This is a genomic window from Vreelandella subterranea (assembly GCF_900111305.1).
GTDB classification, from domain to species: domain Bacteria; phylum Pseudomonadota; class Gammaproteobacteria; order Pseudomonadales; family Halomonadaceae; genus Vreelandella; species Vreelandella subterranea.
Genome location: NZ_FOGS01000003.1, coordinates 39,455 through 52,311 on the forward strand (window position 1 = coordinate 39,455; position 12,857 = coordinate 52,311).

The following is a 12,857-nucleotide window of genomic DNA, read 5'->3' on the forward strand; positions in this document are numbered from 1 at the left end:
TCACGTCCACAGGGCGCCTAAGGGCGTACTGGGCTCATAGTGCGTTGCAATCTGTGCCTGTAACAGCTCTGCCGTCGCCATGGCATCAATCAGCGCATGATGCCCTTGGTAACTCGGCAACCCATAGCGACGACGGCTGGCATCAAGGCGAATGGAGACCGGCGGGCGCCCCAACCAGCGACGAAAACGCGCCCATAGTTTCTGGCGATGAAGCCGCGCTTCAAGCGACATCGTGTCGATCATCGGAAACATGACGCCCTCACCGCGCCGCGCCTTGATCGCTGCATCCAAAAACGGACGTTCGATATGGCGAAAATGCACCACCACGATCCGCCCAGCCAAGGCTTCCAGCAAAGGATCGATAATGGCCTCCAGATCCGGGGCATTGGCAATCTCGGAGTGGGTGATGTGGTGGAAGGTTACTGAAGCCTCATTGAGAGGGCGCGGCGGTTTCACCACCCAGTAGCGCCGCTCGGCAAGCTTGATGCGCCCTAATGTAAACGGCACCAGCCCGATGCTCACAATGGCGTGGCGACGCTCATCCAGCCCCGTCGTTTCCATATCCAGCGCGACCATCGGCACCTCGGCAATGGGCGTTTCAAGGCTCGGAGGCGGTGTCTCGAAAAAACGCCGAATCGCCGGATCCTGCGCCAGCGGCGCACGTTTTTGCATGTACATCGCCCAGTCTGCCTGGGTGATTTTCCTGCGCGGGCGGATAAATGTCATATTAACGGCCCGCCCGGTTAGATGGCACGGGATAGCGGAACTTCAGAAACTTTTGCGCATTGCTGAGCACCTGAAAGGCATCTTTCAAGTTGTGTCGTTCACTATCGGCCACGTTTTCCGGCTCGATATTATTGTCGGGTACGCGCTCTTCCTGCAGATCGATCACCTGGTGGCGAATGCGCGACATGCACATGAACTCAAACGCATAGCTCAACTTGTCGCTCATGCCGGTGGCCAGGAGTTGAGTATTGGCAATGTCGTCCAGCCGCTGGAAAGTGTTCTGGGCTTTTGAGCCGCAGGCCAACGCATGCACGCGGATCAGGTCGACCATGGGCGCTGTGCCACGGCGCTTCAAGTTGATGGAGTTATTATGCTTACCGTCTTTTTCCATTACAAAAGTGCGGAAAAAGCCCAGCGGCGGTGTTCGATTCAGGGCATTACGCGCCATGGCGGCCAAGAAGAGCGGTGATTGGGGGGCCTTTTCCGCAATCAGGTCCTGGAGCGCTTCCACGAAAAGGTCTTCGCCGTAGAGGCTGTCAAGATCGAAAAAGATCGAGCTGTGCAGCAGCCTTTCCGGGGTCGGATTGTTGATCCAGTCGGTAAAGTAGCTTTTCCAGACGCGCAACGGCTGACGCCACTGTGAGTTGGTTGCCATCACGTCGCCCTTGCAGTAAGTATAGCCACAGGCATCCAGGCCATCACTTACAAAGCCTGCCAGTGCCTTGAAGTACTCATCGTGCTCTTCGGGAATAAAGTCGTCTGACAGAATCAGCGCATTATCCTGGTCGGTGACGATGCTCTGCTCATTGCGCGCCATCGACCCGTTGACCATGAAGCAGTAGGCCACCGGCGGGGGGCCCAGCTTCTCCTCGGCAAGCTCCAGCAGGCGGCGCGAAAAACTGCGCCCGATGGTCGAGAGGGCACTGCCCACCATGTGGGAATTGGCCCCTTCCTGAACCATCCTGACAAAGGAGGCGCTCACGTCGGGTGCCAAACGCGCCAATCCCTCGATGCTCGACTGGTGGAAAATATTGCTCACCAGATAAAGCCCGCTATGGGTTTCATAGCGAATGATATCGGAGAGGTGCACCACCCCCATTGGCCGCTGACGATAAAGCACCGGCAGGTGGTGAACGTTGTTACGCAGCATGGTGAGCATTGCTTCGTAGATCGAAACGTCCGACTGAACCGTGATAAGCCGTGAGGAGACCACCTCTCCCACCGGCGTTTGGGGCGAGAGTCCTTCGGCCACAACCCGGGTTCGAAAATCACTGTCGGTCAAGATCCCGCATACCTGCCAGGTTTGCCCTTCGCTATCTTTGAAGCTGTAACGTGGATTGCTGCTGCCTTCCTTAAGCACCAGAACGGCTGAGGCTTGAGCCTGACTCACCTGCTGGGCCGCTTGCTGCACCGTGGTCGATGCTTCCACCATGACCGGGTAACGCACCACCAGCTTGCGGATCCGCGTCACCATCATGTCGTTGGATTTCTTTTGCTGCTCTGCGGCGGTTTCCAGTCGCGGACGTTCTACTTCGACGAAATCAGCGAAGTCCTCGTCCTCCTCGCACAGCTGCTGAAATACAGCCTTGGGGATAAAGTAAAGCAGCGTGTCTTCGATAGCCTTGGCCGGAAAGCGCACCTTCTGGTTACGCAACAAGCTGAAGTGGCCAAAGATATCGCCTTCCCCCAGCCGGTTATAGAGGTCTCCCTGCCGCCGATACACCTCGACGGCACCGCTACGGATATAGCACAGGTCGGACACCGTATCGTTTAGCGTCAGAATGTCGCTGCCGGTCTTGAAGTAACTGACCTCGACACGGCTGGCGATTTCATCCAGCAAGCTGTCCGAAAGCCTATCGAAAGGGGGGTGTTGCCCCATATGCTGGCGTATTTCTAGTAGTTCGACGTCCAATGCTCTCTCCCCAGACCGTATAACCGGACTTCAACACCTGGCCTCGTATCCACGCTCATACGGGCATTTACACAAGTGTGGCGCGAAGCACAAGACCCGTAAACCCCAACCATGAAAAAGCCCGGCGCTTTTTGCGCCGGGCTTCAAGACCGCTACGTAGCGATGTCATAGAATGACGTTACAACTGGGTGCAACGCTCAATGACTGCTTACGATTCCGCCATTTCCTGAACACGCTGCATCATTTCAGGATCCTGCTGGATTGTTTGACCAATGGCGTTGAACGTATCAACATCTAGGCCGCTGTCTTCAACGACTTCGATCATGCGGTCATTGGCTTCGGTACGGACTTCCTGCTGAGCGGCTTCATCGTCGGCTTCTTGCAGACGCTGAGTGTATTCCTGAGAGATGACCGCAATTTCTTGTGATGCATCGGCAAACTGCTGAAGCTGTTCATCAGAAAAATCTTGCGTCGGTGCCGCTTCTTGAGTGGCCATCGAGCCCTGTGTGGACTCTTGATCCTGCTGGGCTTGCGCCGTTGCCGTCATCAAGCCAGTCGCGAGCAGTGCGGCAGAAAACAGGGCAGTCATACGTTGCATAAAAAGAACCTCAGTTAACACGTTGTGAATGTGCCTAGTGTGACGCGGGCACAGCGCCGAGGTTCAAATTTTTGAGTAAAGTTATGTAACAAGAACGATAAGTAAAAAAACCCTCAACCCAATATGAAGACTGAGAACCTTATGATGAGAACCCTATGAAAGGTGTTATATCACTCGTACGCCAGCGGGATGCCGCATCACTCGGATTACTCGCCATGCCTGTGCTGTTTGTACTGCTTTGGAGCACCGGCTTTATTGGCGCCAAGTTCGGCCTTCCCTACGCAGAGCCCTTCACGTTCTTATTCATTCGCTTTGTGCTGACGGTGATGCTGCTGACGCCACTGGTATGGATACTGAAAATATCCTGGCCTTCATCACCCAGGTTATGGATCCACATCGCCATTTCAGGTCTCCTTGTTCACGGTACCTATTTAGGTGGCGTTTTCTATGGGATTTCGCTTGGCATGCCTGCCGGTTTGGCGTCGCTGTTGGTCGGCCTGCAACCCCTGCTGACGGCCGCCTGTGCCGGCCCGCTGCTGGGGGAGCGCCTGGCCAGGCAGCAGTGGCTGGGGCTGGGTTTGGGTTTGCTCGGCATCAGTGCGGTACTTGGCAGTCAACTGGAGCTGGGGCAATCGCTGTTCAGTGGTTTTGGGCTGGGCGCCCTGTTGAGTGTGATGGCCGCTTTGATGGGCATTTCGCTGGGCACGCTTTACCAGAAACGCTTTTGCACGCGTATGCCGCTGCTCTCGGGGGCCGTCATTCAATACCTTGCGGCGGGTGGGGTATTGGGCGTTGGGGCACTGTTATTCGAAACACGCGACGTCACCTGGTCAATCACTTTTATCTTGACGCTTGGCTGGTTAGTAATGATTCTATCGATAGCCGCTATTCTTCTATTGATGGCGCTGATCAAGCGCGGCGAAGCATCACGGGTGGCGAGCCTGTTTTATCTGGTGCCCCCCGTCACCGCACTGCAAGCGTGGTGGCTATTCGATGAACGGCTTTCCTGGGTAGGGCTCGGAGGGATGTTCATTGCCATCACCGGCGTTGTACTGACGGTGCGCAAACCCGCTGCCAAGGCATCACCAACATAACGATATAGAGTTTCTCAGGGCTAGTATGAAGACGTATGAACATCACCATTGCGCGCGTGTGGATGGGCGCTGTAACCGGTGTGATACCCCGGTTCCCTTCGCCTTTACCATGGCCTTTCAACCCATTGTCGATGTCGCCGCGCGGCAGGTGGTTTATTACGAAGCGCTGGTACGGGGACCCGATGGCGAGTCGGCAGGGTCGATTCTTGAAAAGGTCACCGACGACTTACTCTATCGGTTCGATCAAGCCTGCCGCATAAAAGCGATTGAATTAGCCAGCACGCTGGGTATGCAGGCACGATTATCGATCAACTTCCTGCCCAATGCCGTTTACGAGCCTGAGGCGTGTATCCAGGCGACCCTGGAAACCTCCCAGCGGGTGGGATGGCCTACCGAGCGGCTGAACTTCGAGATCACCGAGACCGAGCGCGTTCAGGACCGGCAGCACATGCGTAACATTATCGAGAGTTACCGGGCGATGGGCTTTACCACCTCCCTTGACGACTTCGGCAACGGCTACGCCAACCTGGATCTGCTTACCGACCTGCGCCCGGATACCCTGAAGGTTGACCGTGAGATTGTCATGGACTGCAACAACAACAAGCGCCGCCAGGCGATTCTGCGCAGCCTGGTGGCTCTGGCGGATACGCTGGGTACCCATTTGGTAGCGGAAGGCGTGGAAACCCGGGAGGAATCGCGCTGCCTGATGGCGCTGGGCATTCCGGTACAGCAGGGTTTCTACTTTGCCCGCCCGCAACTGGAAGCGCTTGCGGTCATCGACGACGCCCTTTACGACTAATCAGCCAGGCAACCCAGACCGGTGGCGCCGGGCGGCCGCCGGTGCTGACGCCACAGCGTCATCAATCGGCGATGTGTTGCAGATAGCTGGCACCGCCCAGATTACGCATCTGTTGACGCACCCACTGGCTGCGTTGCTCCACCTGGGGGCTTGGACGCGAGGCACTGCGCGTTAGCGGGCTCGGTAATATGGCAGCCAGAAGACTGGCCTGGCGATCGGTCAGCGCGCTGGCCGGGACACCAAAGTAGTGCTGCGCGGCCGCTTCCAACCCGAACACACCGGCATCCCACTCGGCAACATTAAGGTAGACTTCGAGGATTCGCTGTTTGCCCCATATCAGCTCGATGAGCACGGTAAACCAGGCTTCAAGCCCTTTACGCGCCCAGCTTCTGCCCGTCCATAGGAAGACATTCTTGGCGGTTTGCTGACTGATGGTACTGGCTCCCCTCAAGCGCCCACCGTCCTTGCTGACCTGCAGGGCACGGCGGAGCTCGGTGATATCGAAACCATGGTGGTGGGGAAATCGCTGATCTTCCGCCGCCATGACCGCGACTTTTGCCGAATCGGCGAGTTGCGACCAGCTTCGCCATTGGCGCTGCAGCTGTATCGGCTCGCTGTGCACCCAGCTCTGGATTTTACGCTCGACCATGACCATCGACCCCGGTGGGGGCACCACGCGAAAAAGTAGCACCAGGCTTGTCGACAGCACCACAAACAGAAATACGCCACGCCAGACCCACCACCATAGCCAGCTTGCCGAGCGACGCAGCGTACGTTTCAACATAAAAGCTTCCTCACCGCTTCAACAAGTGGTCGGCATGGTAGCGAAGATGGTCGTCGATAAAGGTCGCAATGAAGAAGTAGCTATGATCATAGCCAGGTTGCCGACGCAGAGTAAGCGGATGATCATGGGCTTCGCACACGGCCTCAAGGCGTTCAGGCTTTAGCTGCTCGTCAAGGAATTGGTCGGCTTCGCCCTGGTCGATAAACAGGCGTTGCCGCGAAGCGCCATTGGCCACCAGCTCGCAGGCATCATACTGACGCCATTGGGCCGGGTCGTCTCCCAGGTAGTTGGAAAACGCCTTTTCACCCCACGGACAGTTCATCGGGTTAACAATCGGGGCAAATGCCGATACCGAACGAAAGCGCCCCGGGTGGCGCAACGCCATGATGAGGGCGCCGTGACCGCCCATCGAGTGCCCGCTGATGGATTCGCGGCCATTCACCGGAAAGTGCTGACGAACCACCGATGGCAGTTCCTCGATCACATAATCGTACATGCGGTATTGCGGCTTCCACGGCGCCTGGGTGGCATTGACGTAAAAGCCCGCACCAGAACCAAGGTCATAGCTATCGTGTTCGCCCGGCAAGTCGGTCCCTCGCGGGCTGGTATCAGGGCAGACGATCGCGATGCCCAACTCCGCTGCCAGACGATGCGCACCGGCTTTTTGCATGAAGTTTTCGTCGGTACAGGTTAGCCCCGAGAGCCACCATAACAGCGGCACCCGCTCTTCCTCGGCCTGAGGCGGCAAATAAACCGCAAACACCATGTCGCAATCCAGCGCACGGGAGTAATGCCGATAACGTTTATGCCAGCCACCGTGGCTGCGGTTGGCCGACACCAGTTCCAGGGTTTCACTCATGCTCATGAGCAGGCTCCTTTAAAGCAGCAAGCGCGGCGGGTAGCCCCGCCGCGCCCTGTGTTGTTCGTACTATCATACTCAGTAATGCAGGACGGTACGAATGCTCTTGCCCGCGTGCAATAAGTCGAAGGCCTCGTTGATCTTCTCAAACGGCATATCGTGGGTAATGAAGTCGTCGATATTGATCTCACCGTTCATGTAGCGCTCGACATAGCCGGGCAGTTCGGTACGCCCTTTTACCCCGCCAAAAGCGGAGCCTTTCCAGACCCGACCGGTCACCAGTTGGAAGGGCCGTGTGGAAATTTCCTCACCGGCACCGGCCACCCCGATGATGATCGACTCCCCCCAGCCTTTGTGACAGCACTCAAGCGCGGAACGCATGACGTTGACGTTACCGATACACTCAAAGGAGTAATCAACCCCGCCATCGGTCATATCCACCACGACCTGCTGAATCGGGTCGCTGTAGTCTTTGGGGTTGACGAAGTCCGTGGCGCCAAACTGCTTGGCCAGTTCGAATTTATCCGGATTGACATCGATCGCGATGATTTTCGACGCCTTGGCCATGGCCGCGCCCTGAATCACCGCCAGGCCGATCGCCCCCAGACCGAAGACCGCAATCGTCGCGCCCGGCTCAACCTTGGCAGTGTTCAGCACGGCGCCAATGCCGGTGGTTACGCCACAACCCAGCAGACAGATTTTATCCATCGGTGCCTCTTTGGACACCGCTGCCAGGGAGACTTCGGGCAACACGGTGTATTCGCTGAACGTGGACGTTCCCATGTAATGGTGAAGCATCTTGCCGTCCAGCGAAAAGCGCGAGGTGCCATCGGGCATCACCCCCTTGCCCTGAGTGGCGCGTACGCTGCCGCACAGGTTGGTCTTGCCCGACAGGCAGAACTTGCACTGCCCGCATTCGGCCGTATAGAGCGGAATGACATGGTCTCCGGGTTTAAGGCTGGTCACGCCTTCGCCAACCTCCTGCACAATGCCGGCCCCTTCGTGGCCCAGCACAGAAGGAAAATTGCCTTCAGGGTCTGCGCCGGAAAGCGTATAGGCATCGGTGTGGCAAACGCTGGTTGCCGCCATCTTGACCAGCACTTCGCCTGCCTTGGGCCCCTCTACGTCAATCTCGACCAGTTCCAGGGGTTTGCCCGCTTCCAGTGCTACCGCCGCACGTGACTTCATTCTATTGCTCCTTTACAGCCTGTCAGCGCCGCGCCATTCAGCGCGGGCGCAGTGTTTACTCTTCGTCGGACGTAATCGGTTGATACTCAATGGGCAGCCACTGATAACCATCGCCGTCCTCGATAACATGCCCGATCCCCGGGAACGGCATATGTGCGCCAGCGACCCAATGCTTGCCGTTGACGGCCTCTTCAAGCACGGCCTGACGGGTTTCAATAGCCTGCTCGGGGTCGGAATCAAACTCGATGGCGACCGTGGGGTCGTCAAACTGCACGCCGTAGCTATGCACCACATCCCCCCACACCAGCATGGCATCATCGTCTCCACTCAACATGAAGCTGGTGTGGCCCGGGGTATGACCGTGGGTATCCTGCGCCACGATGCCCATCAGCATCTCGTCGCCCGGCTCAAAGGGTGTAAAACGGCCATCCTCCACGTAGGGTGCCACGGCGTCCTGAGCCATCTCGAAAAAGGCGCGCTGCCCCTCACCCGCAGCTTCCGCACGCGACTCACTCAGCCAGAAATCGGCATCCTGCTGGCTAGCCCGCAGCTCGGCGTTGGGGTACACCGCCTCACCGTCGCGGGTCAACCCGCAAACATGGTCCGGGTGAAGGTGGGTCATCAGGATGGTATCCACGTCCTCTGGCTGGTAACCGGACGCACGCATGTTGTCTTCAACATGGCCAAGCGTCGGACCAAAACACGCCGACGACCCGGCATCCACCAGGACAAGGTTTTCACCGGTATTGATCAGAAACGCATTGACGGCGGTCTGAACGCCATCTTCGGCGTCGATGAACAACGCATTGAGATGCTCACGTATCTCCGCTTGCTCCATGCCCTTGAGCAATTGCGTCTCAATCGCTGTATAGCCGTCGTATAGCGCGGTGACTTCGTGGTCATCCACCATCATCCTGAACCAGCCCGATACCTGCTCTGGCCGTTGGTCAGGTGCTGCTGCCGCATTTAGTGACACGCCTAACGTCAGCGTCATCGCTGCTTTACCTACTGCCGGAACCCACTGATAGCGAGACATCCATCACCTCCTGGTTTAAAAAGCTGTTACGCCAAAGGTTGCGATAACCCAACACTCACGGCGGCCTTACTTTCACAAAGCCAGTACACTAAGACGTAACTAATGACAGTGTAGGTCAGCTAGCCGACAAGAATAAAGCGGGATACACTCATAAGATTATTGCTACTGTGCAACAATCTTAACTCAAGCAGGTGAGTCGTATGCAGCGCTGGGACCGAATTGAAGCCTTCATTGAGGTGGTCCGTCTGGAAAGCTTCTCGGCGGCAGCGCGCCACCTGAAGGTATCGACCTCTCACATCAGCCGCCTGGTCAGCCAACTCGAGAACCAGCTGGGCGTTCAGCTACTGTACCGGACGACCCGACAAATCCGCCTGACCGATGCTGGTTCTATCTACGTAGAACACTGTCGACATCTATTCGACGGCTTGCGTGATGCCGAACAGGCACTGAGTGAACAACAGGGCAAACCTCACGGCGTATTGAAACTCACCTCGGCAACGACCTTTGGCGAACGCTACATCGCGCCGCTGGTCAACGATTTTCAGTGTCTGCACCCTCAGTTGGACGTGCAGATGCACTTCACCAACCGCCCGGTCGAGTTGATTGATGAAGGTTTTGATATTGCGATTCGCATGGGTATCCTTAAAGACTCCAGCTTGATTGCCCGCCGCCTATGCAAACGCCGTGAGTATATTGTTGGCTCTCAAGCTTACTTTCGCCAGGCGCCCCGGCCCCATACGCTCGGCGAGCTGAGCCAGCACCGCTGCCTGGTGGGTTCACGACCCAACTGGCTGTTTGAGGTCAATGGCCAGCGGCGTGAAGTCAAGGTCAACGGTTGCTGGCAGGCCAACTCAGGGCCAGCGCTGCTCGATGCCACCCGCAAGGGGCTTGGCCTTGCGCAACTCCCCGACTATTACGTCGAACCTTACCTCGCCAGCGGGGAACTGGTGGCCGTGCTCGAGCCTTTCCAGCATCACGACACCGCCGTCTGGGCGGTCTACCCTCGCCACCGTCACCTTTCCCCCAAGATACGCCAGCTGGTGGATTACCTTGTCGACCATATCGACAGCTTATTGCCTGATAGCCAATGCCGTTAACGGCTCGCCTCACAGCCAACACCATATGAACTCCACGTGCCAACACGGGAATGTGACGATATAATGAACATTCACTCATGGATGTTTATTAACGCCTGGCCTTACCCCATTAGAAGGATGTTGGCATGCCCGATTCTCCCCCCGCCTGGCCTCTTGGCTTCCGATCAACATTAGTCAAAGCCGTCATTTATCTACTCGTGATCGGCGCTATTGCCCAGGGCGCTTACCTGGAAGCACTGTATTTACCCGAGGTACGCTTTACTGAGCTGGGTTTCACCGAATTAACGCAATCGCTAGTGCTTGGGTTGAGCTGTCTGTTGCTGATTTATGTACGCCACGTATTGAAAGTATGGCCGACCATCACCTTGCTGCTTTTTGCATTTATCGCTGCGTCACTTGTCCGCGAACAGGATTTCTTGCTTGATCGCCAAGTCGCAGACGGTGCATGGCAAGTAATCGTTGCCTTGATTGTCATTCCTTCGATTAGCTGGGTCATCTACCAGCGGCGGCGTTTTCTTGAAGAGTTTAGCCACTTCAGCAACTCGTTTTCATTTGGCTTGTTTACCGCCGGGGTGCTGACAACCTATATCTTCTCCAGGCTGTATGGCCGCCAGGATTTCTGGCGCGCTGTCATGCAGGATAACTACGTACGGGACTTCAAAGATATCGCGGAAGAGTTGATCGAACTGCTCGGCTACAGCTTGATTTTATTTGCCATGATTGAGCTGTTATTACTTGCTCGCCGCGTCCATCAAGCGCGCAAGCAGGCATCCGCGTAGCCCTATATACTCGCCATACAGAAAAACCCCGTCGTTTGATGAACGGCGGGGTTTTTTAATACCACTTCAAGCCTTCCGGGTTACTCGTCGAGGAACGAACGCAGCGGCTCGGAGCGGCTCGGATGACGCAGCTTACGTAACGCCTTGGCTTCAATCTGGCGGATTCGCTCACGGGTCACATCGAACTGCTTGCCGACCTCTTCAAGCGTGTGGTCGGTGTTCATATCGATACCAAACCGCATGCGCAGCACCTTGGCCTCACGCGCCGTCAAACCGCCCAACACATTGCGCGTGGCTTCGACCAGGCCTTCGCCGGTGGCCAGATCGATCGGCAGCAGCATGGTGCCGTCTTCGATAAAGTCACCCAGGTGCGAGTCGTCGTCGTCACCAATGGGCGTCTCCATGGAGATCGGCTCCTTGGCAATCTTGAGCACCTTGCGGACCTTGTCTTCCGGCATTTCCAGGCGCTCACCCAGTTCTTCCGGTGTCGGCTCACGGCCCATTTCCTGCAGCATCTGACGCGATACGCGGTTGAGCTTGTTGATCGTTTCGATCATGTGCACCGGAATACGGATCGTGCGGGCCTGATCGGCAATCGACCGGGTAATCGCCTGACGAATCCACCAGGTCGCATAGGTCGAGAACTTGTAGCCACGGCGATATTCGAACTTGTCGACCGCTTTCATCAGACCAATATTGCCTTCCTGAATCAGATCCAGGAACTGCAAACCGCGATTGGTATACTTCTTGGCAATCGAGATCACCAAACGCAGGTTGGCTTCCACCATCTCCTTCTTGGCACGGCGGGCTTTCGCTTCGCCGATCGACAGCTTGCGGTTGACCTCTTTCAGGTCAGACACTTTAAGCTGCACCATGTCCTCTTCAAAGGCAATCTTGCGCTGACAGCGGGCAATATCGGCACGCAGCGATTCCAGACGGTCGGCGTACTTGGGCTGTTCGGACTGAAACGCATCCAGCCATTTCGGGTCTGACTCGCTACCCGGAAACGACTTGATAAAGGTCTTGCGCGGCACCTTGGCTTTCTTCACGCACATCTGCATGACGGCTTTTTCCTGGGCACGCACCTGCTCGATGCTAATGCGCACCTGCCCCACCAACCGCTCGAAATGCTTGGGCACCAGCTTGATCGGGGAGAACAGCACCGCCAGACGCGCCTGCTCTGCTTTCAGCTCGGCACTTCCACGACCGTACTTGGCAAAGGCCGCTTCCACCGCTGCGTTCTGCTCACGAATCTGTTCGAAACGCGCACGCGCCTCTTCGGGATCCGGGCCGCCTTCGCTTGCGGTGGAGTCATCGTCTTCGTCGTCGCCTTCAACGTCGTCATCAATCTCTGACACGGGCTCCGGTTCTGGCACTTCTGCTTCCGCCACGCCGGGGATCCCTTCATCCGGATCGATAAACCCCGAGAAGAGGTCGGACAGCCGACCGGGAGCCTCTTCATCCTGTGTCGCGTCGTAGGCGTCCAGAATAGAGGCCACGGCACCAGGCAAATAGGCCAGCGCCGACATGACTTCGCGTGTCCCCTCTTCAATCCGCTTGGCGATTTCAATCTCGCCTTCGCGGGTCAAGAGCTCAACCGTACCCATTTCACGCATGTACATGCGCACCGGGTCGGTAGTGCGACCGACGTCGCTTTCCACGGCGGCAAGGGCCGCAACGGCCTCTTCCGCAGCGGACTCGTCCGTGGAGTGATCCGACATCATCAAAGTGTCTTCATCTGGCGCTTCTTCAACGACACTGATACCCATGTCGTTGATCATGCCAATGATGTCTTCCACTTGATCCGGGTCGGCGATATCCTCGGGTAGATGGTCGTTGACCTCGGCATAGGTCAGGTAACCCTGTTCCTTGCCGCGCGCGATCAACTCCTTCAGACGCGACTGCTGCTGTGCATTTCCAGCCATAGAAACCCTATCTCGACGAAGAAGAATGAAGCACCTGAAGCGCTGATGTAAAAACCTGCA

12 protein-coding genes are annotated in these 12,857 nt (G+C 56.9%); 4 read left to right on the forward strand and 8 right to left on the reverse strand.

Annotated features, from left to right (window positions below; all coding sequences use genetic code 11):
- The 3 genes from BMX75_RS05730 to BMX75_RS05740 form a co-directional block, all read right to left on the reverse strand.
- Complete coding sequence (locus BMX75_RS05730; protein ID WP_092826082.1) at positions 1–726, reverse strand: 3'-5' exonuclease; 726 nt, start codon at positions 724–726, stop codon at positions 1–3.
- A gap of 1 nt (position 727) precedes the next feature.
- The gene (locus BMX75_RS05735; RefSeq protein WP_092826084.1) at positions 728–2,638 is read right to left on the reverse strand and encodes a DUF294 nucleotidyltransferase-like domain-containing protein; all 1,911 of its coding nucleotides are present in this window, start codon (positions 2,636–2,638) and stop codon (positions 728–730) included.
- A gap of 208 nt (positions 2,639–2,846) precedes the next feature.
- Positions 2,847–3,236 carry a DUF4168 domain-containing protein gene (locus tag BMX75_RS05740; RefSeq protein ID WP_092826086.1) on the reverse strand — a complete coding sequence of 130 codons (390 nt, stop codon included), beginning with the start codon at positions 3,234–3,236 and terminating at the stop codon, positions 2,847–2,849.
- A 155-nt stretch (positions 3,237–3,391) separates the two neighbouring features.
- On the opposite strand from BMX75_RS05740, the gene BMX75_RS05745 reads away from it, so the two are divergent.
- Together BMX75_RS05745 and BMX75_RS05750 are read left to right on the forward strand one after the other, a co-directional pair.
- Positions 3,392–4,330 carry a DMT family transporter gene (locus BMX75_RS05745; RefSeq protein WP_092826088.1) on the forward strand — a complete coding sequence of 313 codons (939 nt, stop codon included), beginning with the start codon at positions 3,392–3,394 and terminating at the stop codon, positions 4,328–4,330.
- A gap of 25 nt (positions 4,331–4,355) precedes the next feature.
- Positions 4,356–5,129, forward strand: a complete 774-nt coding sequence (locus BMX75_RS05750) for an EAL domain-containing protein (RefSeq protein WP_479715023.1) — start codon at positions 4,356–4,358, stop codon at positions 5,127–5,129.
- Between the two features lie 61 nt (positions 5,130–5,190).
- Here BMX75_RS05750 and mtgA read toward each other — a convergent pair whose 3' ends face one another.
- The 4 genes from mtgA to BMX75_RS05770 all read right to left on the reverse strand — a co-directional run bounded on the left by mtgA (position 5,191) and on the right by BMX75_RS05770 (position 8,996).
- Entirely contained in the window at positions 5,191–5,913 is a 723-nt protein-coding gene (gene mtgA / locus BMX75_RS05755) for a monofunctional biosynthetic peptidoglycan transglycosylase (RefSeq protein ID WP_092826090.1), read from the reverse strand.
- 10 nt (positions 5,914–5,923) lie between these two features.
- Positions 5,924–6,778 (reverse strand): S-formylglutathione hydrolase, encoded by an 855-nt coding sequence (fghA, locus tag BMX75_RS05760; RefSeq protein ID WP_066319544.1) that lies wholly within the window; start codon positions 6,776–6,778, stop codon positions 5,924–5,926.
- Between the two features lie 72 nt (positions 6,779–6,850).
- Positions 6,851–7,960, reverse strand: a complete 1,110-nt coding sequence (locus BMX75_RS05765; RefSeq protein ID WP_092826092.1) for an S-(hydroxymethyl)glutathione dehydrogenase/class III alcohol dehydrogenase — start codon at positions 7,958–7,960, stop codon at positions 6,851–6,853.
- A gap of 55 nt (positions 7,961–8,015) precedes the next feature.
- Complete coding sequence (locus tag BMX75_RS05770) at positions 8,016–8,996, reverse strand: MBL fold metallo-hydrolase (RefSeq protein ID WP_092826094.1); 981 nt, start codon at positions 8,994–8,996, stop codon at positions 8,016–8,018.
- Positions 8,997–9,196: 200 nt separating this feature from the next.
- On the opposite strand from BMX75_RS05770, the gene BMX75_RS05775 reads away from it, so the two are divergent.
- Together BMX75_RS05775 and BMX75_RS05780 are read left to right on the forward strand one after the other, a co-directional pair.
- Positions 9,197–10,093: a LysR family transcriptional regulator gene (locus BMX75_RS05775; protein ID WP_092826096.1), complete on the forward strand. Its 897-nt coding sequence runs from the start codon at positions 9,197–9,199 to the stop codon at positions 10,091–10,093.
- 125 nt (positions 10,094–10,218) lie between these two features.
- Positions 10,219–10,872, forward strand: a complete 654-nt coding sequence (locus BMX75_RS05780) for a hypothetical protein (protein WP_092826098.1) — start codon at positions 10,219–10,221, stop codon at positions 10,870–10,872.
- A gap of 80 nt (positions 10,873–10,952) precedes the next feature.
- Here the strand turns inward: BMX75_RS05780 and rpoD are convergent, their stop codons facing one another.
- The gene (gene rpoD, locus BMX75_RS05785) at positions 10,953–12,797 is read right to left on the reverse strand and encodes an RNA polymerase sigma factor RpoD (RefSeq protein ID WP_092826100.1); all 1,845 of its coding nucleotides are present in this window, start codon (positions 12,795–12,797) and stop codon (positions 10,953–10,955) included.
- Between the last annotated feature and the right edge of the window lie 60 nt (positions 12,798–12,857).

Excerpts from the sequence above, each read along its gene's own strand:
- BMX75_RS05765 (WP_092826092.1), bottom strand. The coding sequence starts at position 7,960 with ATGAAGTCACGTGCGGCGGTAGCACTGGAAGCGGGCAAACCCCTGGAA.
- BMX75_RS05780 (WP_092826098.1), top strand. The coding sequence starts at position 10,219 with ATGCCCGATTCTCCCCCCGCCTGGCCTCTTGGCTTCCGATCAACATTA.
- BMX75_RS05730 (WP_092826082.1), bottom strand. The coding sequence starts at position 726 with ATGACATTTATCCGCCCGCGCAGGAAAATCACCCAGGCAGACTGGGCG.
- BMX75_RS05745 (WP_092826088.1), top strand. The coding sequence starts at position 3,392 with ATGAAAGGTGTTATATCACTCGTACGCCAGCGGGATGCCGCATCACTC.
- fghA (WP_066319544.1), bottom strand. The coding sequence starts at position 6,778 with ATGAGCATGAGTGAAACCCTGGAACTGGTGTCGGCCAACCGCAGCCAC.
- mtgA (WP_092826090.1), bottom strand. The coding sequence starts at position 5,913 with ATGTTGAAACGTACGCTGCGTCGCTCGGCAAGCTGGCTATGGTGGTGG.
- BMX75_RS05740 (WP_092826086.1), bottom strand. The coding sequence starts at position 3,236 with ATGCAACGTATGACTGCCCTGTTTTCTGCCGCACTGCTCGCGACTGGC.
- BMX75_RS05750 (WP_479715023.1), top strand. The coding sequence starts at position 4,356 with ATGAAGACGTATGAACATCACCATTGCGCGCGTGTGGATGGGCGCTGT.
- rpoD (WP_092826100.1), bottom strand. The coding sequence starts at position 12,797 with ATGGCTGGAAATGCACAGCAGCAGTCGCGTCTGAAGGAGTTGATCGCG.
- BMX75_RS05770 (WP_092826094.1), bottom strand. The coding sequence starts at position 8,996 with ATGTCTCGCTATCAGTGGGTTCCGGCAGTAGGTAAAGCAGCGATGACG.
- BMX75_RS05775 (WP_092826096.1), top strand. The coding sequence starts at position 9,197 with ATGCAGCGCTGGGACCGAATTGAAGCCTTCATTGAGGTGGTCCGTCTG.